The 22,590-nt window shown below is 52.4% G+C and carries 19 protein-coding genes and 1 pseudogene; 8 read left to right on the plus strand and 12 right to left on the minus strand.

What is annotated here, in order from left to right:
- Positions 1–809: 809 nt before the first annotated feature.
- Positions 810–1,946 carry a THUMP domain-containing class I SAM-dependent RNA methyltransferase gene (locus VB741_RS10695; protein WP_323365162.1) on the minus strand — a complete coding sequence of 379 codons (1,137 nt, stop codon included), beginning with the start codon at positions 1,944–1,946 and terminating at the stop codon, positions 810–812.
- A 261-nt stretch (positions 1,947–2,207) separates the two neighbouring features.
- Positions 2,208–4,427, minus strand: a complete 2,220-nt coding sequence (recQ, locus tag VB741_RS10700; protein ID WP_323365163.1) for a DNA helicase RecQ — start codon at positions 4,425–4,427, stop codon at positions 2,208–2,210.
- A gap of 322 nt (positions 4,428–4,749) precedes the next feature.
- On the opposite strand from recQ, the gene VB741_RS10705 reads away from it, so the two are divergent.
- From VB741_RS10705 to VB741_RS10720, 4 genes are all read left to right on the plus strand, one after another.
- Complete coding sequence (locus VB741_RS10705; RefSeq protein WP_323365164.1) at positions 4,750–5,082, plus strand: hypothetical protein; 333 nt, start codon at positions 4,750–4,752, stop codon at positions 5,080–5,082.
- 104 nt (positions 5,083–5,186) lie between these two features.
- Positions 5,187–6,695 (plus strand): stress-responsive protein Ycf46, encoded by a 1,509-nt coding sequence (gene ycf46 / locus VB741_RS10710; protein WP_323365184.1) that lies wholly within the window; start codon positions 5,187–5,189, stop codon positions 6,693–6,695.
- Between the two features lie 257 nt (positions 6,696–6,952).
- Positions 6,953–7,303 (plus strand): DUF1257 domain-containing protein, encoded by a 351-nt coding sequence (locus VB741_RS10715; protein ID WP_323365165.1) that lies wholly within the window; start codon positions 6,953–6,955, stop codon positions 7,301–7,303.
- 167 nt (positions 7,304–7,470) lie between these two features.
- Positions 7,471–7,785 carry an ArsR/SmtB family transcription factor gene (locus VB741_RS10720; protein ID WP_323365166.1) on the plus strand — a complete coding sequence of 105 codons (315 nt, stop codon included), beginning with the start codon at positions 7,471–7,473 and terminating at the stop codon, positions 7,783–7,785.
- A gap of 45 nt (positions 7,786–7,830) precedes the next feature.
- Here VB741_RS10720 and VB741_RS10725 read toward each other — a convergent pair.
- Positions 7,831–8,359: pseudogene (locus tag VB741_RS10725) on the minus strand (IS1 family transposase); the annotation flags it as partial.
- Positions 8,360–8,644: 285 nt separating this feature from the next.
- On the opposite strand from VB741_RS10725, the gene VB741_RS10730 reads away from it, so the two are divergent.
- Positions 8,645–10,123: a CAP domain-containing protein gene (locus VB741_RS10730; protein ID WP_323365167.1), complete on the plus strand. Its 1,479-nt coding sequence runs from the start codon at positions 8,645–8,647 to the stop codon at positions 10,121–10,123.
- A 187-nt stretch (positions 10,124–10,310) separates the two neighbouring features.
- On the opposite strand, the gene VB741_RS10735 is transcribed toward VB741_RS10730, so the two are convergent.
- From VB741_RS10735 to folB, 9 genes are all read right to left on the minus strand, one after another.
- Positions 10,311–11,105, minus strand: coding sequence for an ABC transporter permease (locus tag VB741_RS10735; RefSeq protein ID WP_323365168.1), 795 nt, complete (start codon positions 11,103–11,105; stop codon positions 10,311–10,313).
- 160 nt (positions 11,106–11,265) lie between these two features.
- Entirely contained in the window at positions 11,266–11,949 is a 684-nt protein-coding gene (locus VB741_RS10740) for a response regulator transcription factor (protein WP_323365169.1), read from the minus strand.
- A 19-nt stretch (positions 11,950–11,968) separates the two neighbouring features.
- Positions 11,969–13,366: a sensor histidine kinase gene (locus VB741_RS10745; RefSeq protein ID WP_323365170.1), complete on the minus strand. Its 1,398-nt coding sequence runs from the start codon at positions 13,364–13,366 to the stop codon at positions 11,969–11,971.
- A 203-nt stretch (positions 13,367–13,569) separates the two neighbouring features.
- Positions 13,570–14,013 carry a CHAT domain-containing protein gene (locus tag VB741_RS10750; RefSeq protein WP_323365185.1) on the minus strand — a complete coding sequence of 148 codons (444 nt, stop codon included), beginning with the start codon at positions 14,011–14,013 and terminating at the stop codon, positions 13,570–13,572.
- A 28-nt stretch (positions 14,014–14,041) separates the two neighbouring features.
- Positions 14,042–15,679 (minus strand): acetolactate synthase large subunit, encoded by a 1,638-nt coding sequence (locus VB741_RS10755; RefSeq protein ID WP_323365171.1) that lies wholly within the window; start codon positions 15,677–15,679, stop codon positions 14,042–14,044.
- Between the two features lie 76 nt (positions 15,680–15,755).
- Positions 15,756–17,135: an NAD-dependent succinate-semialdehyde dehydrogenase gene (locus VB741_RS10760; protein ID WP_323365172.1), complete on the minus strand. Its 1,380-nt coding sequence runs from the start codon at positions 17,133–17,135 to the stop codon at positions 15,756–15,758.
- A gap of 497 nt (positions 17,136–17,632) precedes the next feature.
- On the minus strand, positions 17,633–18,574 hold the full coding sequence (locus VB741_RS10765) for a Sll0314/Alr1548 family TPR repeat-containing protein (RefSeq protein WP_323365173.1): 942 nt from the start codon (positions 18,572–18,574) through the stop codon (positions 17,633–17,635).
- A gap of 174 nt (positions 18,575–18,748) precedes the next feature.
- Complete coding sequence (locus tag VB741_RS10770) at positions 18,749–20,395, minus strand: glycosyltransferase family 39 protein (RefSeq protein WP_323365174.1); 1,647 nt, start codon at positions 20,393–20,395, stop codon at positions 18,749–18,751.
- Between the two features lie 72 nt (positions 20,396–20,467).
- Positions 20,468–20,833, minus strand: coding sequence for a dihydroneopterin aldolase (folB, locus tag VB741_RS10775; RefSeq protein WP_323365175.1), 366 nt, complete (start codon positions 20,831–20,833; stop codon positions 20,468–20,470).
- 58 nt (positions 20,834–20,891) lie between these two features.
- Here folB and VB741_RS10780 point away from each other — a divergent pair, with 58 nt between their 5' ends.
- The 3 genes from VB741_RS10780 (at position 20,892) to murQ (ending at position 22,585) form a co-directional block, all read left to right on the plus strand.
- A complete protein-coding gene (locus VB741_RS10780; RefSeq protein ID WP_323365176.1) occupies positions 20,892–21,083 on the plus strand; it encodes a hypothetical protein in 192 nt (63 codons plus the stop codon).
- 186 nt (positions 21,084–21,269) lie between these two features.
- Positions 21,270–21,668, plus strand: coding sequence for a DUF3110 domain-containing protein (locus VB741_RS10785; protein WP_323365177.1), 399 nt, complete (start codon positions 21,270–21,272; stop codon positions 21,666–21,668).
- Positions 21,665–22,585: an N-acetylmuramic acid 6-phosphate etherase gene (gene murQ / locus VB741_RS10790; protein ID WP_323365178.1), complete on the plus strand. Its 921-nt coding sequence runs from the start codon at positions 21,665–21,667 to the stop codon at positions 22,583–22,585. Before VB741_RS10785 ends, murQ begins: the two co-directional genes overlap by 4 nt.
- Positions 22,586–22,590: the final 5 nt, after the last annotated feature.

The following is a 22,590-nucleotide window of genomic DNA, read 5'->3' on the forward strand; positions in this document are numbered from 1 at the left end:
AGGCGCGTTTCTGATTCACTCAGGCGCGTTTCAAAGCTTTGCAAAATACTCAGCACTGCTTTTTTGACGCTCTCTGGCGTCGCTTCCCAGTCTGATTGGGCGATCTGGTGCCCGAATAGGTCAAACGGTTTACTCATCCCTCAACTGTAATCGCTTCCCTAACTCCAAGATCCTTATTTCTTCGTTAACCCTGTGACACTTACCTTTTGCCTAGCCCAGAAGAATGTCTTGGGACTACCTAGTGAAACTACGGAGTGAGCCTTCATGGGATTTTACAGCTACCTAGGAAGAGGCTGATCAACAATTTTTCAGCACCTTTGGTTTAGTGTGTCAAAATTTCTTGGTGCTACCTATTGAAACTGCGGAGTGAGCCTTCATGGGATTTTACAGCTCCCTAGGAAGAGGCTGGTCAACAATTTTTCAGCCATGCCTGAACGAGGGACCCTTCAGCGCGTTTTTTCATTAGTTCCATATAAGCCTGGTGGTAATGGCCCACCACCAGGCTTTTTCATTAGTTCCCCAAAAAACTGGGGGGCTAAAACGAATTTAACTTCTATTTGAAAAGTGTCCTGACTAAAGGGGTGGGGGCGGTAGATAGAGTTGGTAGATGCACCCTGATTAAATCCTTAGCCCCATGGGTTAAGGATTTTTTTTAACCCTCACCCGGTTGGACTTTTCCAGCCCAGTCCCAGGGGTTGGCTGGTTGTGTTGGCTAATTCCGAAGGAGATGCTTCGCGTTAGGCTTGTCCATGGGCCTGGGTCATACAACCTCGTGTAGCTAACGGTTTCCCTGGGATAGTTACGCCAATTTAGTACATTTCATATTTTAGAAACTGGCAGGGGATGGAGCCGTTGTAAATTGGGATTTTTCTGGCGGTTCTTAGGCCAATGCATTTGGTCAGGGCTTTGTTGCCGCTAAGGATATAGGCCGTCCAGCCTTGGAAGCGCTGCTTGAGAATATCCCCCATCAGTTTGTAAAACGGGGCAAGGTTTTCGGACTGGCCCAGACGTTCACCATAGGGCGGGTTGCAGATCAGGATACCGCTGTCGCTGGGGGCTTCGATCTCGGCAAAGTCGGTGTAGTTGAATTCGATGTAGTCACTGACACCACTGTTGTCGGCATTGTTACGGGCATGGGCGAGAATATCTAGATCGCGATCGCAACCCACCACGGGCACTGCCAGCTCACTGCGCTGCTGTTTTTTGGCAGCCTCTACTACCGATTGCCACAGGGCCTCGTCATAGTTGGGCCAGGTTTGAAAGCCAAATCCCTGACTGCTTTCATCTCGAAATAAACCGGGGGCAATATTGAGGGTTTTTAAAACCCCTTCAATGGGCAGGGTGCCAGAACCGCACATGGGGTCCAGCAGGGCCACCTCGCCGGACCACTCGGTCAGTTGCACTAGGGCCGCCGCCAGGGATTCCTTGAGGGGGGCGGTGCCCATGGCGGGGCGGTATCCCCGCCGGTGCAGGCTACTGCCGGAGCTATCGAGGCTGACGGTGGCGTTACTGTCATTGATGTGAATATTGATTTGCACGTCGGGGATTTCCGTGTCCACATCGGAGCGTTCACCAAATCGATCCTGTTGCTGATCGACGATGGCGTTTTTCACCTGAAGGGCGGTGAAGTGACTATGGTTGAGCCGATCGTTTTTTCCCGTTGCTTTAACCGCCAGGGTTTTCTCTGGGGTGAGGTACTGCTCCCAGTCGATGCCCTGGATGCTGCGGTAGAGGGTATCGCTGTTGCGACAGGGGACGTGGGCCACGGTGACCAAAATGCGAAAGCATAGGCGGGTCCATAGGTTGATGTGGTAGAGGTGTTTGCGATCGCACCGAAACTTCACCCCGCAAAACCCTGGTTCTACCCCCTCTGCCCCCAATTGTTCGAGTTCTTGGGCCGCCAGTTCTTCCAACCCACGGGCCACGGTGGCAAAGCAATCAAACATAGACAGACAAAATAGGTAGATACAGAGGGCCTATTCATCATGCCCCATGATCATGACCTGTGGGAATTTTCTGTCCTATCCTCAATTACGATTTTCCCAGGCGGCCCGCATCGATCTTTTCTATCCTTAGTTACGATTTTCCCAGGCGGCCCGCATCGATCTGTCCTATCTTCAATTACGATTTTCCCAGGCGGCCCGCATCGATCTGTCCTATCTTCAATTACGATTTTCCCAGGCGGCCCGCATCGATCTGTCCTATCTTCAATTACGATTTTCCCAGGCGGCCCGCACCAACCGAATCTCGTTATAGTCAAAGGTTTCCCCCAGCTCCTCCCGAATGGCTCTCAAGGAATGGGAGCCCACCTTTTCAATTGCCTCAAAGATCGGCACCTGACGCTCGGGGGAAACCAGGCGATTTAGCTCCACCTTTCGGTCCGAGGCCATCAGCCGTTCGATATGTTCGATGATGGTACCTAGGCGCAGCCCCCGCTCAATGGCAATTTCCGATAGGGATAGGCCCTGGAGATGCAGGGCATGGGTACTCAGCTGCGTGGCCGTTAGCTCATGGGCGGCGGCCGATGAGGATGATGACGGCTCACCCCCAATGTCACTGCGACCACTGACGGCGACATTGGGGGTGAGGTTGTGGGCCTGGCAGAATTGTTGAATTTCCTGAGTAAAGACTTGGCCATACTGCTCTAGCTTACGTTTACCCACCCCGGAAATAGCCGCAAAGGCATCGCTGCTAATGGGGCGCTGCTGGGCCATCTGTCGCAGACTAGCGTCGGCAAAAACCACATAGGGGGGCACCGACTGCTCATCGGCCAACCGTTTCCGTAGGCTGCGCAGCTGCCCGAGCAACAGGGTCTCATCGGCACTGAGTTGTATTTCTTCCTTGGATTGGCTAACTTTGGCCGGTTCAGTCCGTTTAAAGAGATGGATATTCACTGAAATTTGTTTTTTCAGCACCTGCCAGCTACCCTCATTTAGCTTGAGCACCGAATAGCCATCGGTGGTCTCCGTCAACAGTTCTTGGTGCAGGAGTGAACGACAGAGCTGCCGCCATTCGTCAACGCTGTGGTCCTGGCCAATGCCATAGGTGGATAGCTGATCGTGGCCCAGTTCCAACAGTCTCTTTTTCTTCGCTCCCCGTAACACATCGATCACGTGGTTCATCCCAAATCGTTCTTGGCAGCGGGCTACACAGGAGAGAAATTTTTGGGCTTCAATAGTCCAGTCTTCTAAAGGGACTGGACTGAGACAGTTGTCACAGTTTTTACAGTCTCCCGGAAAACTCTCCCCAAAGTAGCTCAGCTGAATTTTGCGACGGCAGACAGAGCTTTCTGCGTAGTTAATCACATGGCGCAGCTGTTGGCGAGCAATGCGCTGTTCCTGTTCATCGGGTTTTTGGCTAATTAAATATTCGACGGTGGCCACATCGCTGTAGCCGAAGAACACCGTACAGTTGGCCGGGTCGCCATCCCGCCCGGCCCGGCCCGACTCCTGGTAATAGCTTTCGATGGTGCGAGGCAAATCGTAGTGGATAACAAAACGCACATCGGGCTTATTGATGCCCATGCCAAAGGCGATGGTGGCTACGATAATGCGCACATCATCCCGAATAAACTGTTCTTGGTTTTCCTGTCGTTCTTGGGCGTTCAGACCGGCATGGTAGGGCAGAGCCGAAATGCCATCCTGTTTCAAGCGAAAGGAAATTTCATTCACCCGTTTACGGCTGAGGCAGTAGATAATCCCAGCACCGGGCTGTTGTTTGATCAGCTTGAGTAATTCATCGTAGGTCTGTTTTGTTTTGGGTTTGACCTCGTAGTGCAAATTTTGCCGGTTAAACCCCGAGACAAACACTTGGGGATCATTTAGCCGCAACTGCTGGCTGATGTCTTGCCGCACCCGTTCCGTGGCGGTGGCTGTCAGGGCCATCACCGGCACCTGGGGCATTTGCTGCTTCAGCTGAAACAACTGACGATATTCAGGCCGAAAGTCATGGCCCCATTCGGAAACACAGTGGGCCTCATCAATGGCGAAGGCACTGAGGCCCACGGTCTGCTGCAGCTTTTCCAGGAGGGGCCAAAAGGTGGGACTCATCAGGCGCTCTGGAGCCAAGTAGAGCAGTTTGATGTCACCCTTGAGCAGGGCCTGTTCCCGACTGCGGGTTTCCTCTAGGGTGAGGCTGCTGTTGAGAAAGGTGGCGGCAATTCCGTTGTCCTTGAGGCTGCGCACCTGGTCCTGCATCAGGGCAATCAGGGGAGAAACCACAATGGTTACCCCCAGCCGTAGCAGGGCCGGCAGCTGATAGCACAGGGACTTGCCGCCCCCCGTAGGCATAATCACCAACACATCTTGATTTTTAAGAGCCCGCTCAATGATGGTTCGCTGGTAATAGCGAAACTCGTCGTAGCCAAAATAGTGCTTGAGGGCGTTCTCTAGGGACGGAAACGATGCGATGGTGGGTGTGCTAGCCATGGATGCATTGAAATCAGCAGCTATTTATTCTAGTCTCCCCCTTGCCATTGGACGTCGCGGATTCTCGGTATTTTAGTCGGGGAAGCCCCCCAAGCATCGAAATTTAACCCGTAACACTGGTTCACCCTAGGTCAAACCCCAGAGCTTGGGTATCTTCACAGTGTAACGAAAGGTAAATATTTTGCCGTCATGACGCTATGACAGCTTGACGGCACCAGTCAAGATAGGTATGGTAGCTCCATGGACAAATGCCCCATGAATGGACAAAGCCCCATGAATGGTCAAATGCCCTATAAATTATTTCTACTTATGTAAGGTTGATATGCAAGGCAAGCAGAAGGTCACTCTTTATATGCCCGATGACCTGCACCGCCAGCTTAAGATTCGTTCTGCGGTGGATGGAGAGCCGATGTCTGCTCTAGCTGAGAGGGCAATTGGTTTTTACTTAAATTATTCTGATGTTGTGGAAGGAATTCAGGGAACAACCCATTTGGTCTATGAATGTCCTTCCTGTACAACGCCCGTTGTGATTAGGGACGGTGAGCTGATGCCGGTTAAAGACCATGCTGCCTTGCATGCAGAATTCCTGAGTGAAGTGCCCGATGTTGTGCCCAGTACGGTGCGTGCTGACGAAGGCGAGCTGGTCCCCTGTTAGGGACGAGTTATCTTTTGCCTAGCGGTGATGGCGTCTATTGACGCCCATAGGCTAGGGGGGTGGTTGATCTATTTGTATCGGTCGGCGTTGATAGGATCAAAATGATGAAAGAAGAACTTAAGGTCCTAATTAAAGCTCAGTATCCTCTGATCTACTTACTGACGTTTGAGGAAGAGAGGGCTGAGAATACCATTGCTACGATCGTTAAGCAGCACCAACCGCGTCGTATGTTTACTTGGACAGTGACACATGGTGTGGTGGAGTATGGTCAACCCCGTGGCTCCCAAAATGGGAATACGGTTTCTCCTGAAGCGGCCATTGACTGGGTGATTCGTCAAAAGGATGCGGGCATTTATGTATTTAAAGATCTGCATCCGTTTATGGATTCGCCAGCGGTGACGCGGTGTTTACGGGATGCGATCGCAAGTTTCAAAGGCACCAACAAAACCATTATTCTCATGTCCCCGGTACAAGAGATTCCGGTGGAACTAGAAAAAGAAGTTGTGGTGCTGGACTTCTCCATGCCCACCATGGGGGAACTCAATCAGGTATTGACCGCCGAGCTAAGCAAGGACCACAGCACCAACATCACCACCGAGGTGCGGGAAAAGCTCTTAAAAGCCTCCCTGGGTTTAACCCAAGACGAAGCCGAGAAAGTATTTCGCAAGGCCAAGGTGGTGTCCGGTAAGCTGACGGAATCCGAAGTGGACATTGTCCTCTCCGAGAAAAAGCAGCTGATCCGTCGCAACGGCATTCTAGAATATATCGAAGAAGACGAAACCCTGGATTCTGTAGGGGGTCTAGAAGAACTTAAACATTGGCTCAGACAGCGCTCCAACGCCTTTAGCGAACGGGCTCGGGAATATGGCCTGCCCCAACCTAAGGGAATGTTAATCTTAGGGGTGCCTGGCTGTGGTAAATCACTCATTGCCAAAACCACCGCCCGACTGTGGGGTCTGCCCCTCTTACGTTTAGACATTGGCCGGGTCTATGATGGCTCCATGGTGGGTCGGTCCGAGGCCAACCTGCGCAGTGCCCTCCGTACGGCAGAATCCATTTCCCCAGCGATTTTGTTCATTGACGAGATTGACAAGGCCTTTGCTGGTGGGGCGGGTTCCGGAGATTCCGATGGCGGAACCTCTAGCCGGATTTTTGGTAGTTTCCTCACCTGGATGCAGGAGAAAAAGTCTCCTGTGTTCGTCATGGCCACCGCCAACCGGGTGGAAAAGTTGCCTAGCGAATTTTTGCGCAAGGGACGATTTGACGAGATTTTCTTTGTCGACCTACCCAATGAGGAAGAGCGTAAAGAGATATTCAAGATTCACCTTGGTAAGCGACGTCGTGACATAGAGCGCTTCGACTTCGACCAGCTCACCAAGGTATGTGAAGGTTTTTCGGGGGCAGAGATCGAGCAAGGTTTAATCTCTGCTATGTATGAAGCGTTTGCCCAGGGCCGTGAGTTTAACCAACTCGACATTATTGCGGCTATTCGGGCGACATTACCGTTATCTAAAACCATGAGCGAACAGGTAACGGCGCTTCGCGACTGGGCACGACAGCGTGCTCGTCCCGCTGCTTCATCCGTCGCTGAATATCAGCGGATGGAGTTTTAACAGGCTTGTGTTAGGGGACTTTCCCCTAGCAGAAGGCTAACCTTAGGGTTAGCAGTTTTTAGACAATGGCTTAGCAAATTGTTGCTGTTGCTGATTTAGAGGATGAACCGATCTACAGGATATGCCCTAGGCCAAATTTTGCAGATCAAGTTGTCCCGAGAATCAGTAGCACCAAGTTTTCACTATCGATTTGTTAATCTATTGGCTTTGCGTTTTTGATTTTGTCTCTCTCATTTTTCCACTGGAGGAAACACCCAATGTCTCACTTTAGTACCTTACGCACCAAGATCACTGAAGCTGAAATTCTCACTTCTTCCCTCAAGGACCTGGGTATCTCAGTTAAGACTGAGGCCGATGTTCGTGGTTACAATGGCCAGCGTGTACGAGCCGACATCGTAGCTGTTCTAGAAGGTGAGTATGATCTCGGTTGGTCTCGTAATACCGATGGCTCCTTTGATCTGATTGCTGACCTTTGGGGTGTGGCCAAAAAGCATAACCAAACTGAGCTAATCAACTCTATTAACCAGAAGTATGCTGTTAATCGGACCCTAGCAGAGGTTAAGCGCCCTGGTTTGCAGAACGCTAATGTGAAGCTTGTCCTTCAGTAGCTAACTTTCGCTACTGCTGCTTCCTATACGCGTTCCCGCGCAGTGTTTAAGCTGGCTCATTGAGAGCCAGCTTTTTTATTGGGGAGGAGTAGGTGTAGGAGTGGGTGGTGCCAAGCCAAAACTTAACCAGCCAGCAGGTTATGATCTGAGTAGCTTGCACGAAAATTATGGAAACCACCGCTGCGATCGATATTTTGCCGCTATTTCAGGCTTTTGCTGAACCTTATCGGATGCAGGTGATTGAGCTATTGCGCGATCGCGAATTGTGCGCCTGCGATATTGCGAATCATTTAGAGATTAGTGCGTCTAAGCTGTCGTTTCATCTGAAAATATTGCGACAGGCGGGACTGATCCAGGGGCGGCAGGAGGGTCGTTGGATTTATTATCGGTTGAACTTGTCGCAGTTTGTGGTGTTAGAGCGATACTTGGCTGAGTTTCAGCAATTAAGTCCGGTGTTGCCTGCGCGAAGTTGTCCGGAATAGGGGGGCACGACAAGCCTATCTGGCGTTGCTGCATGATGCTATGAATCAATGAGGAATCGGAACATCCCAGAATTTGAGGTAGTGCAGTAGCAGGCGAATCGAGTGTCTCAGCATTTCCTCTGATTTGGCATAACAAAGTGTCTTGCGATGCAGCCGCGCCAAGTCGTGTCGCAACCGGGTGTTTTCACCGTCTACCCGTGTCATGTAAGTCTTGCCGACAATCTGGCCGCCGTCTGGAATAAATCCTGGCTAGACTGACCCGCCTAGAGCTTCGCTCCGCCAAAGGCGTACGGTGACGTAGAAGTAGCATTTCCAAGTGGCCATGATGGCCCATAGAGGCTTGAAGGTTTCAGCACTGTGAACCCCTAAAACCCAGGCTAAAATTTCTGGCTTAACGTGGTCAACGGCTGTCCAGAGCCAGATTTTGTTTTTTTGAGCGCACAAACGTTTCCAGTTCGTCGAGTTCTCCGACTTGGGGAATGGTCTCTGGAGCGTCAGCAGCGGGTAGGTGTTCTCCGACTTGTCTAACCCAATTAATCACGGTGGTGTGATGCACGCCTGTAACGCGTTCAATGCCGCCTATCTCAATAGTTGAAGAAAGGTACACAGGTGACATGCTCTCCATTACTCCTATCTAAATACTAGTAAATATACGCATCAAACTGACTCTCTAAAGTATTATTTATCACTTAGTATTCCATTGCGGAAACCGTCAAATCACGCTCAGTGCATCCACCTGTAAATTATGTTTCCTTCAAAAAGATCCCTTTAAGTTGGGTGTTAGCACCATGGGTTCGATCGTGTGTCAACGGATAAAAAAGAACAGTACGGCACACACCGATCCGAAATACTTAGAACAATGGATACACCTGAGCAAATCGATCAACAGTTTCTCATCCTTGTAAACAATGAGCGCGCATTGTATGGCTTAGCTCCAGTAAGCCTGGATCACCAGTTAGACAGTGCCGCGCAGCGCCATAGTAACGACATGGCCTTAAACGACTGGTATCACGTCCCAGACCCCCACCTCGGTTCCGACGGGTCTACCCTAGCCAGTAGAGTACAAGCCTCCGGCTATAGGTACCAGAAAGCTGTTGAAAACGTTGGTGCCGGACAATATACCCCCCAGGAAGTATTCCAAGACTGGAAACAAAGCTCAGGGCACCTAAACAATATTCTGGATCCCAATGTCACCCACCTCGGCGTTGGCCATGTGCTGCTAAACAATGACACTGGCGTCAACAACTTTTACGACTATTGGACTATCGTATTAGGTGTGCCAGCACCAGGAGCTCCGCCCGTGCCAGCCCCAACACCCATAGCTGATCCTCCTGTTGTTGTGCCAGCTCCAGCACCAATCCCAGTGGCGACTCCAGTAGAGATTCCTGACCCAGCTCCAGCACCAATCCCAGTGGCGACTCCAGTAGAGACTCCTGACCCAGCGCCGAGTCCCACTCCAGTAACGATTCCACAGCCAGTCCTGCAACCCCCTGTTCAGGATTCTCCTAGCCTGCCAACTCCTGAGCCAGATTCCTCTCCAGACGAAACTCCAGTCCCTTCAGAGCCAGCCCCGTTTCCAGAGTTGCCTCCGTCTGTTGAGCCAACACCCATAACAGAAACTCCCCCTAATCCTAGCCCCTCAATACCAGACTCTCCCCAGCTAGAACAGGCTCCAGTGTTAGAGCCTCCCCAGCCAGAAGTGGTTCCGGTGATAGAATTTCCACCGTCTGAAGCTGACGATGCTCCGATCACTTCAGTGGATGAATTTAAAGGTGCTGAAACCATAATGGGCACCTCTGATAATGATACCCTTGAGGCTGGTTTAGACACTGTCCTAGTGGCCGGTGGTCTGGGGGATGATCAGATTATGGGTAATGCCGGTGATGATGTGTTGCGCGGAGACCTGAATCAGCAGGCTTCTGGTGGCATCATCGGTGGAGATGATGTGATCTGGGGCTATGGTGGCAATGATCGCATAGGTGGTAAGGGCGGCAATGATATTCTCTTTGGTGGTGAGGGGAATGATGGGCTCTGGGGTGATGCTGGAGACGATCTTCTCCGGGGTGGCCTGGGTAACGACACTCTGACTGGAGATGATTTTTCCGGCGGTAGTGGTTCTGATATCTTTATTCTGGCCGTTGGGGAAGGGATGGATATGATTATGGACTTTGAGGTGGGAATTGACTTTATCGGCCTGGCTGGTGGGTTGAGCTTTGCGGATCTATCCCTGGGGCAGAGTGGAAATGGGGTAAATATTGCTGTTGGTGAAGAGATTTTAGCAACGGTGAAGAATGTGATGGTTGAGAATTTGGGTGAGGGTATGTTCGTTGGGGTTTAATGGTTGTTTTGATATTCTCTTTTTTGGATATTCTCTTTTAATGAGAAGAGAGGATACTGAAAAACGATTCAAATAGAATGAGTTTCTGGGGGCTGTGTCTTATGCCAGCCCTCAAAGCAGACTTTTATCACGAGTTTTTGTCGGGATCAGGGGCGAATCTTGATGTGCGTCAACATTGTGAACGTTGTTACTTTCGCTTTTTGGGCTCAACTAACTGCATGGCCTGATTGAAAAACTGTTGCTTGATGCTAAGGGCAACTAAAATCGAGGTGGTTAGGGTGGCAAAGGCCAACATAAACATGATCAGCATTTGGTAAAGGGCCGCAACTAAGGGATCGGCTCCGCCAAGAATTTGGCCGGTGATCATGCCGGGGAGGGTGACCAGGCCGACCACCATCATGGAGTTGACGGTGGGGATGAGACCGGCTTTGATGGCCTCTCGATGATAGCTGGCGATGGCTTGCTTGGGGGTGGCTCCCAAGCTGAGGTGGGTTTCTATCTCGGTGCGATTATGCCGCAGGGCATGGACCAGACGCTCACCAGTTAAGGATGCGGCGGTGAGGGTATTACCGAGGACCATGCCGGTGAGGGGGATGAGATAGCGGGGGTCGTACCACGGTGCAGGGCGTATCACCATAGTCATGGTGTAGGCCATGGTGAGGGCGGTACTGATGAAAATTGAACCCCATAGCCATAAGGCGAGCCGAGGAATGTCTTTGCCAATGCGGTTGCGGGCGGTGAGGGCGGCAATGGTAATCATCACTAGTAGCACTAGTAGAATCAGACCGGGGTTTTGCAGAGTGAAGACAATGGAGAGAAAGATGCCGACGGCAAAAAGCTGAACGACGGTACGTAGGGTGGCGATGGCAAGGGTGCCCGCTAGGCCAAGCTGTTGCCATAGGGAGAGGCCGATGGCGACGGCGGCTAGGCCCAAGGCCCAGACAATGCGGATCAGCTCTTGTTCGGTGGTGATGGGGTTCACGTAGGCTTGGTAATTTAACTCTGTGCGAACGTAGACCGATACCTGCCTCTTGGGGGGGCAACGGGGTGGGTTGACCGTTGGCGCTAGCGACTGAGACCTACCCCGCCTGACCGGCACCCCTGCCAAGAGGGGATTTAATGGAACACCTGAGGCGAATGCATCACTCCCTCAGGACATAGCCCACACCGCGTACAGTTTGGATCAGCCGTTTTTCGTCTTCGGCTTCTAGCTTTAGCCGCAGGTAGCGAATGTAGACTTCGATAATGTTGGAATCACCCATGAAGTCATAGCCCCAGACTTTTTCTAGGATCTGGTCGCGGGTGAGGACCTGGCGGGGATGGGCGATGAGATAGTCCAGTAGGTCGAATTCTTTGGCGGTGAGTTCAATGCCCCGGTTGCCGCGAAAGACTTCGCGGGTTTTGCGGTTGAGGGTGAGGGTTTCAAACTGTAGGGCTTCGACCTCTTGGGGATCGTTGCGGCGGAGGTGGGCGCGAACGCGGGCGAGGAGTTCTTCGATACTAAAGGGTTTGACCACATAGTCATCGGCACCGGCATCAAGACCAGCGACGCGGTCGGCCACATCGTCCTTGGCGGTGAGGAAGATGATGGGCATCTGTGAGCCAGTGCTGCGCAGGCGACGGCAGACTTCTACACCGGCTAGACCGGGCATCATCCAATCCAACAGGATTAGGTCTGGCACATTGTCCCTGGCTGCCATCAGCCCAGACAGGCCATCGTTGGCAACAGCAACGTCATAGCCTTCGTAGGAGAGTTCCATTTGCACAAACTTGGCAAGCTGGATCTCGTCTTCAATCACTAAAATTTTGGCTGAGGTATCTGACATGATGGTTGGTGGGTGCTGACTAGGTCGGCAGACTGACGGTGAATATACTACCTTCCCCTGGCTTGGACTGTACCTTAATTTTGCCTCGCATGCCCTCTACTAAAGTTTTGACAATGGATAGTCCGAGGCCGGTGCCCCCCGTGGTGCGGCATCGATCTTCGTCCACTCGGTAGAACGGTTCGAAGATTTGGGTGAGGTCGGTGGTGGGGATGCCACGGCCGCGATCGCAAATCTGAATCACCGCCCATTCCCCCTCTTGTTTTAAGCGTACCGTCACCACCGTATCGGCATCAGAATACTTAACCGCATTATCAATCAAGTTAATTAACACCTGCTTCAACCGATTACAATCGGCCCGCGCCTCAAACCCAGGCATCTGGATATCGGCTTTGACCCGATCGCTGGAATAGCTGCTCATTTCAATAATTTCTAAAATAATTTCTTTCAGGGGCACCCGCTCGATGTGAAACCGCATGTGCCCTCCATCGGCCCGCGCCAGATCCAGCAAGTCCTGCAGTAGACGAATGGTGCGATCCGCCTCGGACGCGGCAATTTCTAATCCCTCCCGCTGGGGTTCAGTCAAGGTATTGCAGCGGCGGAGGGTGCTTTGCAAATAACCATGAACCAGGGTGAGGGGAGTACGCAGCTCATGGGATACATCGCTGACAAAGCGCCGCTGTTGTTCCCAAGCTCCAGATAGACGACCCAGCATCATATTAAAGGCCTTGGCCAAATCCCTCACTTCCGTCGGAGCCCGGTCAAATTCTAAATGGGTATCCGCCAGGTTCTCAGGGGTGACATTGGCTGCCAGCTCGTTCATCTTACATACCGGCTTGATGGACTGACGCACATAAATGGCGATCACCAGGGCCGATAGGCCAATGACAAAAATACTACCGATGGTGAGGTCGCGGGTAACAGCGGCGAAACTGGCCTGGTTTTGGGTGATGTCGTCAATAACAAAGAGATCCCCCAACAGATTGCCATTGACATCCAGGGGAGAAATACAGACGATCAACGTCCGGTCTTGGATCTGAATGCTTTCAAGTTTATGACCGGGGGACAGTTCCAGTAACTCTTCCGCCAACCCATCTTGTTTCCATGAGCCCATTTCAAGGGTGTCGGACTGGGCAATCAGGGTTCCGTCAGGGGAACGAATCCAAATGACGGTATCCGCCGTGGAACGATAGTTGATTACTTTCTCTAGGGCTTTCGTCGATGGCATTGTCTTATCCATCCAGGCCACATCCTGTCCAAACCGCTCGGCGATTTCCACGGCATTGTCCTTATGGCCCTTGATCAGAATATGTTGCATTCTAAAATTACTCCAGGCGGTCATGCCACCAAAGCCAAGGATAGATGCCAGCACCATGCCAGCGGTAAGGCGAAACTGAATACAACTTGGATCAAATTTCATTGGAATAGCGTACGCACAGCACAGATCAAAACTTTTCTATCTGTAATGACTCTATCTAGACAAGCTGAGATGTTCCTGATAAATCCCCCAAATGAACCTAATAGAAATGGCTGATTCTAGCTACGTTTTAGCAGCAAACTTAACGTTAAGTCGTGCAATGTGAACCTTAAGCTGTGTCAAGGTCCCTATTCCATGGGCCCCAATCAGGGTAAAAACGGCCCATGCAATGGATTCTGGTGCTGTTGGCGGGTGGTCAGCAGGACCTGACGCAGGGCCTGGGCATTGTCTAAATGCTGTGGCTGTCGATAAAACTCGATCATCAGCTGGGCAGTGGCATCGTCGGGCACCTGCCATGGGGAAACCATAACATTCTCCGCCCCTGCTGCTAAAACTGATCGGGAAAGACCGATCACACTATCCCCCGTAATTTGCCCATGCCCAGTATCATAAGCGCTAAGTACGACTAAGTTAGCCCTTCGGGACTGGGTGAGATTGCTTCGGCGGGAAGAAATCCATCTTGGCCATCGCTGGGGGCCAGGGCAAGGGAGCCCTGGAGGCTTCTTTCGAACATTAGGCTGCCGACCACCAATGGCTTTCCGGAACGCTACCTCCGAGACTATCTCTCTCGAACAGGCCCAGTCGGTGATCTACGGAGCTATGGTTTGTTCTCTATCTTCAAATAGCACAGGCTAAGTCTCGTGACTTTTCAGTGAATAGCAGATTTTCACCGTAGTCGATGGGGCAGTCGATGATCGCCGGCACATCAGCCTCCAGGGCAGTTTTCAAGGTGGGAATAAAGTCTTCCGTGGAGGTCACTCGGTAGCCCTCTAATCCAAAACTCTTGGCTAGGGCCACAAAGTCTGGGTTACTGAATTTAATAAATGCCGACTCACCGTAGTAATTTTGCTGTTTCCATTCGATCAGTCCATAGCCGCCATCGTTAAAGATGATGGTGACAAAGGGGGTACCCAAACGTAGGGCGGTTTCTAGCTCTTGGCAGTTCATCATAAAGCCGCCGTCGCCGGTGACGGCGACCACCTTGCGTTGGGGGTTGACCAGCTTGGCTGCGATCGCACCCGGTATGGCAATCCCCATGGAAGCAAATCCATTGGAAATCAGACAGGTATTCGGACGCTCACAGTGATAATTCCGGGCAATCCACATCTTGTGTGCCCCCACATCTGACAGCACAATGTCCTCCGGTCCCATCACCTGGCGCAGATCGTACAGTAGCTTCTGGGGCTTAATGGGAAACGCCATATCATCCCGATATTGTGCATAGTCCGCCCGCATCTCATCCCGCACCGCTTGAAATGGATAGCTAGATTGGGGCTTACGTTCTACCCGTTTCAAAATCTCTTCGAGAGAATCTGAAATATCTCCAATCACCTCCACCACGGGCATATAGCTACTGTCGATTTCTGCTGGCAGCAGCCCCACATGAATAATGGGAATATGCCCCTCCGGGTTCCACTTCTTCGGCGGATATTCCACCAAGTCGTACCCCACTGCAATCACCAGATCGCTTTGATCAATGGCACAGGAGATAAAGTCTCGCTGCTGTAGTCCTACAGTCCATAGGGACAGTGGATGCTGATAGGGAACCACCCCTTTCCCCATAAATGTATTCGTGACCGGAATTTGCAGCTCCTCTACCAGTTTCATAATGGCTTCACTAGCTCGTGCCCGAATAGCCCCATTTCCCACCAAAATCAACGGTTTTTTTGCTTGAGAAATGGCCTCGGCCGCCTTTTGAATCGTGTTAAAAGCGGCAAAGGTTTTCTCATTCCCATCACAGGTCAGTGGTTTGCCCGTTACCTCCATATCTGCAATATTTTCAGGCAAATCAATATGTACTGCCCCTGGATCGCCTGTTTGCGCTATCTTAAACGCCTTACGAACAATTTCCGCCGTATTACTAGGGCGCACAATCTGAGTATTCCACTGGGTGACCGGGGCAAACATCGCCACTAGATCTAAATATTGGTGGGACTCAATGTGCATCCGGTCAGTCCCCACCTGTCCCGTAATGGCCACCAGCGGTGCCCGGTCTAGGTTGGCATCGGCCACTCCAGTAATCAGGTTTGTGGCCCCCGGCCCCAGGGTAGAGAGACACACCCCCGCCTTCCCCGTCAGTCGTCCGTAAACGTCGGCCATAAAGGCGGCTCCCTGTTCATGGCGAGTGGTGACAAACTGGATGGAGGACTGTTTTAGGGCTTGGAGCACCTGGAGATTCTCTTCCCCAGGCACGCCAAAGATGTACTCCACCCCTTCATTTTCGAGGCAACGGACGAGGAGTTCTGCGGTGTTCATAGGGGTACCTGGGAAAGGGGATTAGATGCGGAGGGGGACGGGGGGACGGGGGACTGACCACCGAAAACAATCAAGCTCAACCTAAACAGACTGTTTTGGCATTGACGAATTCCAACATGCCGTGGCGGCCTAATTCACGGCCAATGCCCGATTGTTTAATGCCGCCAAAGGGTAAACGGGGGTCTGACTTGACCATGCTGTTGATGAAGACGGCTCCGGCTTCGAGTTCATTGATCAGTCGCTGCTGTTCGGCGGGATCTTGGGTCCAGCCGCTGGCTCCGAGGCCAAAGGCGGTGCCATTGGCCAGTTCAATGGCGGCGTCCAAATTCGGCACTCGGAAAAGCAGAGCCACGGGACCAAAGAATTCTTCTTGATCGGCGGGGGTGCCAGGGGGAATATGGCTCAAAATGGTGGGGGGGTAAAAGTTTCCTAGCTCTAGCTCCGGGGGCAGACTGGCTTTGAGTTTTTCCAAATTACCTCCCACCAAGGCCTTGGCTCCGGCAATGAGACAATCGTGTACCTGTTTGTGGATATCGCGCAAAATGGACGGGGTAGCCAGGGGGCCAATGTCCGTCTCAGGCTGTAACGGATCGCCAACTACCAGGGCCTGATATTTCTCCACCAGCCGAGCTTCAAACTGATCGGCGATGTCACCCACTAAGATAAATCGCTTAGCGGCAATGCAGGACTGACCGTTGTTCTGCAGACGGGCGGTCACTGCTGTTTCCACAGCTAATTCTAAATCGGCACTGGGCAACACAATAAAGGGATCGCTGCCCCCCAGTTCCAACACTACTTTTTTTAGATGCTGCCCGGCGGTAGCCGCCACCTGAGCCCCGGCGAAGTTACTGCCAGTGAGGCTGACGCCGCGCACCCGTTCGTCGGCAATGACGGCAGTCGTTTGGTCTGGACCGATTAACAGGGTTTGGAAAGCTCCCTGGGGAAAGCCTGCCTTACGAAAAACCTGTTCGATGGACAGGGCACATTTAGGCACATTGGACGCATGCTTGAGCAGTACCACATTGCCCGCCATGAGGGCCGGGGCCGCTAGGCGAAAGACCTGCCACAGGGGATAGTTCCAGGGCATGATGGCCAGGATGATCCCCAGGGGCTGGTAGCGGACATAGCCGATATCGGAGTGTTCATCCGCCAGATAGTCTGCACCGTTTTCGCCATAGTGGCGACAGACCGACGCACACTTTTGTACCTCTGCGATCGCAGCCCCCAGTGGCTTACCCATTTCCTGGGTCATAATGCGCCCGAGCACATCCGCATGCTCCTCTAAATAGTCCGCTGTCGCCTGCAGCCATTGGCTGCGCTCACTAAACGACGTCCAGCGGTACTGGCGATACTGGGCCTCCCCTGCCGCCAAACGCTGTTCTATCTCATCCGACGTCAGCGGCGTATAGGTTTTATAAACTTTGCCAGTGGCCGGGTTAATACTTTTAATTGCCATCGCTGACCTCCCATAGGTTTTCTTCGCAAGCCACCCTGGGTCAATCAGAGGACCCGCTCCAGGGACCCGCTCCAGGGAGCTGATTAGCCCAACCCCAGAGAATATCTCTACTGTGACAATTTTTGTCTACGGATATGTTGTTTTTGCATTGATTATTTACTTTATTAAGTAATGCAAAATAAATATAAATCTAAATAAAAAGTCGCTTTTTATCTGATGACAATTAAGAACTTATTAAATTAGTTACTGAATTCTGACTTCGGCAGTTAAGGTGGTAACCAAGATACCTCCTAACTGCGTCTTCAGCCTCGTTGAATGCCTTAATCGGCTAATTTATCAGCGGGGCTGCTACTTGTTTAAATGTTATTTAAGCTGAATTAATTACATTTCTTAACAAGTGATAGGCCCCAATAGACAATGCCTGGGCAGGGAGATATTTTCCCTGCCCAGGCATTGTTTAGATTTAGTTTTGCATGGTTGCCGATTTAGAGAATGGTCTAAAGCCCGTTAACAAAGTCAGCGGCTTCTACACCACAGGTCTCATGGGAACGCCCCTCGGTACGACACTTTTCTTTGTAGATCTTTTGGGCTAGGCGAGAGGGCAGCTGATCGGCGTACTGCAATGCTTTATCAAACATGGCAATACTGTCATCGATCTGTTCTTGCCGACGGTGCAGCTGTGCTTTTAAGTAAAACAGTTCTGGGTTTTCAGGCGCTGTAACTAGGGCTTGATTCACCGCCTCCATGGCCTCGGACATTTGTCCTAAATCCCGATAGCCCAGGGCAATGCCGCGATAGGCCAAATAGCTAGGATTGCCATACTGGGATAGGCGATCAATGGCATCTGCCGGATCGGAAAAGGGTAAGTTCACCGCCAGCATTAAATCCATGAACCCTTTGACTAGGTTAAGTTCTGGGTCGGTGCTGTCAATCTTCTCAGCTTCGTCCATGTGGCCAAATACCTGTTGCAACATGGCCAATGCGGCGGGGGTGCTGCGGGCTACCCCTTCGGTACTCATCAGGTGAGCCCCTTCCATGAAGATGCCTACCGCAGAATAGATGTTTCCTCGCAGGGGGTCGGTTTCGAGCAATGCTTTAGCCGTAGACTTGGTCAGGGCCGCCTCCCGAGCTACAGCATCAAAATCGTTGTCCAGATAGGCCATGGAAGCCGCCATGCCATGCACTAGGGGGTCGTCCGACTCGGACGCCATCGCCAAGTCCAAGGCCGCCCGAGCCTCCACATAGTCACCCTGTTTAAAGAAGGCCTCAAAGGCTGCTTCCGTGTGTGGGCCAATGTTATGGTCAGCGCCAGCCCGAAATGGATCCCCCGCCAACGCGGGGGTGGATAGCAGGGTGAGGGTGGCTGCCGTCAGGATGCCTAAGGATTTGAGATAGACTCGCTTGAGGTGGGTCAGGGAATTTAAAGCTCGAAACGTCATTAGTACCTGTCCTTATAAGGTGGGCGCTGGGAATAAAATGGACACTCTTGTACGGGGCTGTCGAGGATTGAGTATAGCGACTGGCATCGGCAATCATAGGTAATTTGTGAAACTATTTAAGCTGTCATAGTGACGGCAATGGGGCTATTTTGCTCGCACCCTGGCTGGGATTCACTATTGGGATTCACTACACTGATATTTTTGTTGCCGGGTACCTTCGGTTTTAATCCGTTCCCCCATGGGGGAACAGGTGTGGTTAGCCAGGGTCACCGTCAGAGGAAAAGGGGTGAGCCGCTTTGGTTCCACAATCCAAAGGGTCAGGTGATCCATGGGGATAGACCCGGATATCAGCTCAGAAATAGCCTCTTGGTTGGTCAAGTTGGGTTGCCAAGTTTCGGGGCTAGCTGGTGGGGTAAAAGCTATTTGGATGTTATTTCTGCTGTTGTCTTTACCGTTGTTTTTACCATTGTCTTTGGACTCGGGGATGGCCAGCACATAGCTGAGGAAACGGGCCCGGTAGTTGTCTTGCTGGGGGGCGATGAGGACAATCGTTGGGGAGGAATCTGCGCCGAGGCGACGGCCCACTTGCCCCGGTAGGTATGGCTTGAGTAGGGCCAGGTCATAGCTGATGAACAGCTGACTGAGAATACCGGCTGCGATCGCAACCACCACCACCCAGCGCCGACAGCGGACCAGGACCAACGCAGCCACCACAGTCACCGCCGGGTAGGCCATAAAAAAGTAGCGGGGAGCCAGGGTAAGATCTTTCCCCAGACCATAGGTGATGGTTAATATGATGCCAAACACCCCCAGGCCATAACTGACTATGGGGAACCCCAGATCCAGCAGTGGCTCCCGTCGCCAGCCCCGAATCATCTGGCTTAGTACCAGCCCAAAAACCCCCAGCATGACCAGCCCGGAGGTAATCTTCACCGCTAGGGGCATCTGTTCCAACGGCAGCAAAATGAGCATAAATAGGGCGGCCGCTAAGGACTGCAGCCAGGGGAGTAAAAGCGTTTGCCACAGGGGGTGAGGCTGATTCAGCCAGTCAGTCCCACCCTCACTTTGAAAATGGGTAATAGCCGTGGGCAGCCAGGGTAAATACAGGAGTGCTATGGCTCCCATGGCCAAGAGCCAGGGGATTGCTTGGTGTCGCCGGGGTTTTCGCCAGAGCAGACTGATGAGGGTGACCAGCCCTTGGGCTATGAGGCTAAAGCTATAGAAGTAATGGGCATAGAGACCTAGGGTATTCAGGCCGATCCAGCTCAGCCAGCGTTGGGGGGACCGCTCCCCTTGGAGCAGGGCGATCCAATTAACTAGGGCAAACAGTGCGATCGCAACCGCCAAACTATAGTGCCGGGCCTCCTGGGATAGGTAAATGCCATAGGGAGACACCGCCATCAGCAGTGCCGCTACCATACCTACTCGATGGCCGTTTTCCGGACCACCCACCCGTCGCCCCAGGTAAAACACTCCCGCCACCGCCACCACGCCCCACAGCACCGCAAAGGCCCGCAGATTCCAAACGGATGTGCCCCCCACGTGGAGCCAGCCATTCATTGCCATGAAAAACAAAGGCGGATGATTGCTGTGGGTGGTGACGGCCTGGGCTGCCTGCCAAGGGTTGCCAGGGTTGTTGAGCAGGGCCCAGTAGTCCGCTGGCGGCAGCAACGTGTTGAAGGGAATGACATCCAGACTCTTACCCTGGCTATAAAACGCGGTATAGAGTTCATCCACCCATAGGGGTTTAGCCGCCAACCGCCACAGCCGCAGTAGCGTCGCTAGGGCCAAGATCCCCGGCAATTGCCAGGGCGATGGCATTGTCAACCTTGACTTAGGCAACGGTGGCAAAGGGTGGCTCCCATGGTTACTGCTACAGCATGGTAGCGGATTCTAGGGACGAGATCTGACGATTGTTACAGTCACCTGGCCATCAAAGTTGGGGACGGGGGGCGTCAGTTTGTGGACCCTGACCTGGACTTTTTCCAGCCTCGTATCGTTGTCTAGGGCTTGGGTTGCGATCGCATCCGCTAACCGTTCAATCAGCCTAAATTTCTCTGTCTGAATAATCTGCTGGGTTTGCTGAATAATATCGGCATAGTTATGGGTGTCCGCCAGGATGTCGGACTGACCCGCCACGGTGAGATTCATCCACAGGGTCAGGTCGACCTCAAACCACTGGCCCAACACATTTTCTTCCGGCAATGCCCCAATATAGCCATAGGCCCGAATGCCTGAAACATGAATACAGTCAGTCATTACGATGTAATTTCCTTGATCTATAACCAGGGTCCCATTCTCCACAATTGTGAGAAGTATGTCTCTGTTTCAGCTCTACAAGCACTCCCCAACGCCGCAGCTGGTTTATCCCGAAACCTTAACGGTCACTCGCCGGAGAAAACAGAATGGAGAATACCGATCGATTAATTTAGACACAGTGGTAAATGCGCAGCATAACCCTAGTGAATTGCCTAAGGTTTCCATCGTCCGTCTAGGTAGTTACCGATAAAGCGGATGTAATATTTATTTTTCATTGAGTCGTCCATAGCCGTCCTCCCCTTGCTCCCTTTCCCCTCCACCCTCAAGCAGCCCAGCCAAACCCAAAGCCCAGCCTGTCTGGAACGCTAAACATGGCAAAGACGGTTTTATCGGGCTGATAAGATAACTAGCAAACCTTCTACACCTGAGAACGGCCATGCGTGTTTTTGTGGTTCTGTTTAATGCTCGCACTGAAAATGAGGGGATCCACTCCCTGAAGGTAGGCGATCGCAACATAGTGCTGATGTTTGAAGACGAAGATGACGCCACTCGCTTTGGTGGGCTGTTAGAGGCCCAGGATTTTCCGCCCTGTAGTGTAGAAGGGTTTGAGTCGGAAGAAATTGAGGAATTTTGTCACGGTGCAGGCTACGAGGCAAAACATGTGGAAACCGGTACCCTGGTGATGCCCCCCGATCAAAACCTAGAGACAACGGATTGGGACCCCGAAACTCGGCCCGGCGGTTTGGGGTCCCAATCCTCACCGGCGGATATGGACCGGGATATGTCCCAAAATGAGCTGGATCGGATCCGCCAGCAGTTGGAGAATTTGCTATGACCAATACCCTTAACGATCGCGGCTACCTCCTCACCGAGCAGATTAATCCCCACAGTCAGAACCTGGACCAGCTGTCGACCCTGGAAATGGTGCGGGTGTTTAACCAGGAGGACCAGCGTACGGTAGATGCGATCTCTACCGCCGCACCGCTAATGGCGGAGGCCATCGATCGCACCGCAGCAGCCCTGCGGGAAGGGGGCCGCTTGTTTTATGTGGGAGCAGGCACCAGTGGCCGTCTGGGGGTGCTAGATGCCGCTGAATGTCCACCGACATTTTGCACCCCCCCTGAGCTGGTGCAGGGCATTTTAGCCGGGGGTACGCCCGCCCTACTCAAAAGTTCAGAAGCCCTAGAAGACCTACCTGCAGATGGGGCAACGGCCATGGCCACCCACCAAATTTCCGCCCTGGATGTGGTGGTGGGGATCACGGCGGGGGGAACGACGCCCTATGTCCATGGGGCGCTGGAGGAGGCCAATCTGCGAGGGGCCACCACCATTTTTATCGCCTGTGTCCCAGAGGATCAGGTAGATGTTGAAGTGGATATTGATCTGCGGCTACCGGTAGGACCAGAAGTACTGGCGGGGTCCACTAGACTAAAGTCGGGCACCGTCACCAAAATGGCTTTAAATATTTTATCCACCGGGGTAATGGTCAAGCTGGGCAAGGTCTACGGCAACCGCATGGTGGATGTATCGGTGACCAACACCAAACTCCACGACCGGGCCCTGCGAATTATGACCGCCCTCACCGACCTCTCCCGAGATGAGGCCGATATCCTGCTGGGGCGCAGTGACCAGCAGGTCAAGCTGGCCTTACTGATGCACTGGGCCAACTTGGACAAAGAGGCTGCCCAGGTCGCATTGGAGCAGAATGATGGAAACTTACGGCAGACCCTGACGCAGGTGGGCGGTCAATAGTCATT

The organism is Leptothoe sp. PORK10 BA2 (genome assembly GCF_034932105.1).
In the GTDB taxonomy this organism is placed as follows: Bacteria; Cyanobacteriota; Cyanobacteriia; order Phormidesmidales; family Phormidesmidaceae; genus Leptothoe.

Coding starts and splice junctions, on each gene's coding strand:
- VB741_RS10695 (WP_323365162.1), bottom strand. CDS start 1,946: ATGTTTGATTGCTTTGCCACCGTGGCCCGTGGGTTGGAAGAACTGGCG.
- recQ (WP_323365163.1), bottom strand. CDS start 4,427: ATGGCTAGCACACCCACCATCGCATCGTTTCCGTCCCTAGAGAACGCC.
- VB741_RS10705 (WP_323365164.1), top strand. CDS start 4,750: ATGCAAGGCAAGCAGAAGGTCACTCTTTATATGCCCGATGACCTGCAC.
- ycf46 (WP_323365184.1), top strand. CDS start 5,187: ATGAAAGAAGAACTTAAGGTCCTAATTAAAGCTCAGTATCCTCTGATC.
- VB741_RS10715 (WP_323365165.1), top strand. CDS start 6,953: ATGTCTCACTTTAGTACCTTACGCACCAAGATCACTGAAGCTGAAATT.
- VB741_RS10720 (WP_323365166.1), top strand. CDS start 7,471: ATGGAAACCACCGCTGCGATCGATATTTTGCCGCTATTTCAGGCTTTT.
- VB741_RS10730 (WP_323365167.1), top strand. CDS start 8,645: ATGGATACACCTGAGCAAATCGATCAACAGTTTCTCATCCTTGTAAAC.
- VB741_RS10740 (WP_323365169.1), bottom strand. CDS start 11,949: ATGTCAGATACCTCAGCCAAAATTTTAGTGATTGAAGACGAGATCCAG.
- VB741_RS10745 (WP_323365170.1), bottom strand. CDS start 13,366: ATGAAATTTGATCCAAGTTGTATTCAGTTTCGCCTTACCGCTGGCATG.
- VB741_RS10755 (WP_323365171.1), bottom strand. CDS start 15,679: ATGAACACCGCAGAACTCCTCGTCCGTTGCCTCGAAAATGAAGGGGTG.
- VB741_RS10760 (WP_323365172.1), bottom strand. CDS start 17,135: ATGGCAATTAAAAGTATTAACCCGGCCACTGGCAAAGTTTATAAAACC.
- VB741_RS10765 (WP_323365173.1), bottom strand. CDS start 18,574: ATGACGTTTCGAGCTTTAAATTCCCTGACCCACCTCAAGCGAGTCTAT.
- VB741_RS10770 (WP_323365174.1), bottom strand. CDS start 20,395: ATGCCATCGCCCTGGCAATTGCCGGGGATCTTGGCCCTAGCGACGCTA.
- folB (WP_323365175.1), bottom strand. CDS start 20,833: ATGACTGACTGTATTCATGTTTCAGGCATTCGGGCCTATGGCTATATT.
- VB741_RS10780 (WP_323365176.1), top strand. CDS start 20,892: ATGTCTCTGTTTCAGCTCTACAAGCACTCCCCAACGCCGCAGCTGGTT.
- VB741_RS10785 (WP_323365177.1), top strand. CDS start 21,270: ATGCGTGTTTTTGTGGTTCTGTTTAATGCTCGCACTGAAAATGAGGGG.
- murQ (WP_323365178.1), top strand. CDS start 21,665: ATGACCAATACCCTTAACGATCGCGGCTACCTCCTCACCGAGCAGATT.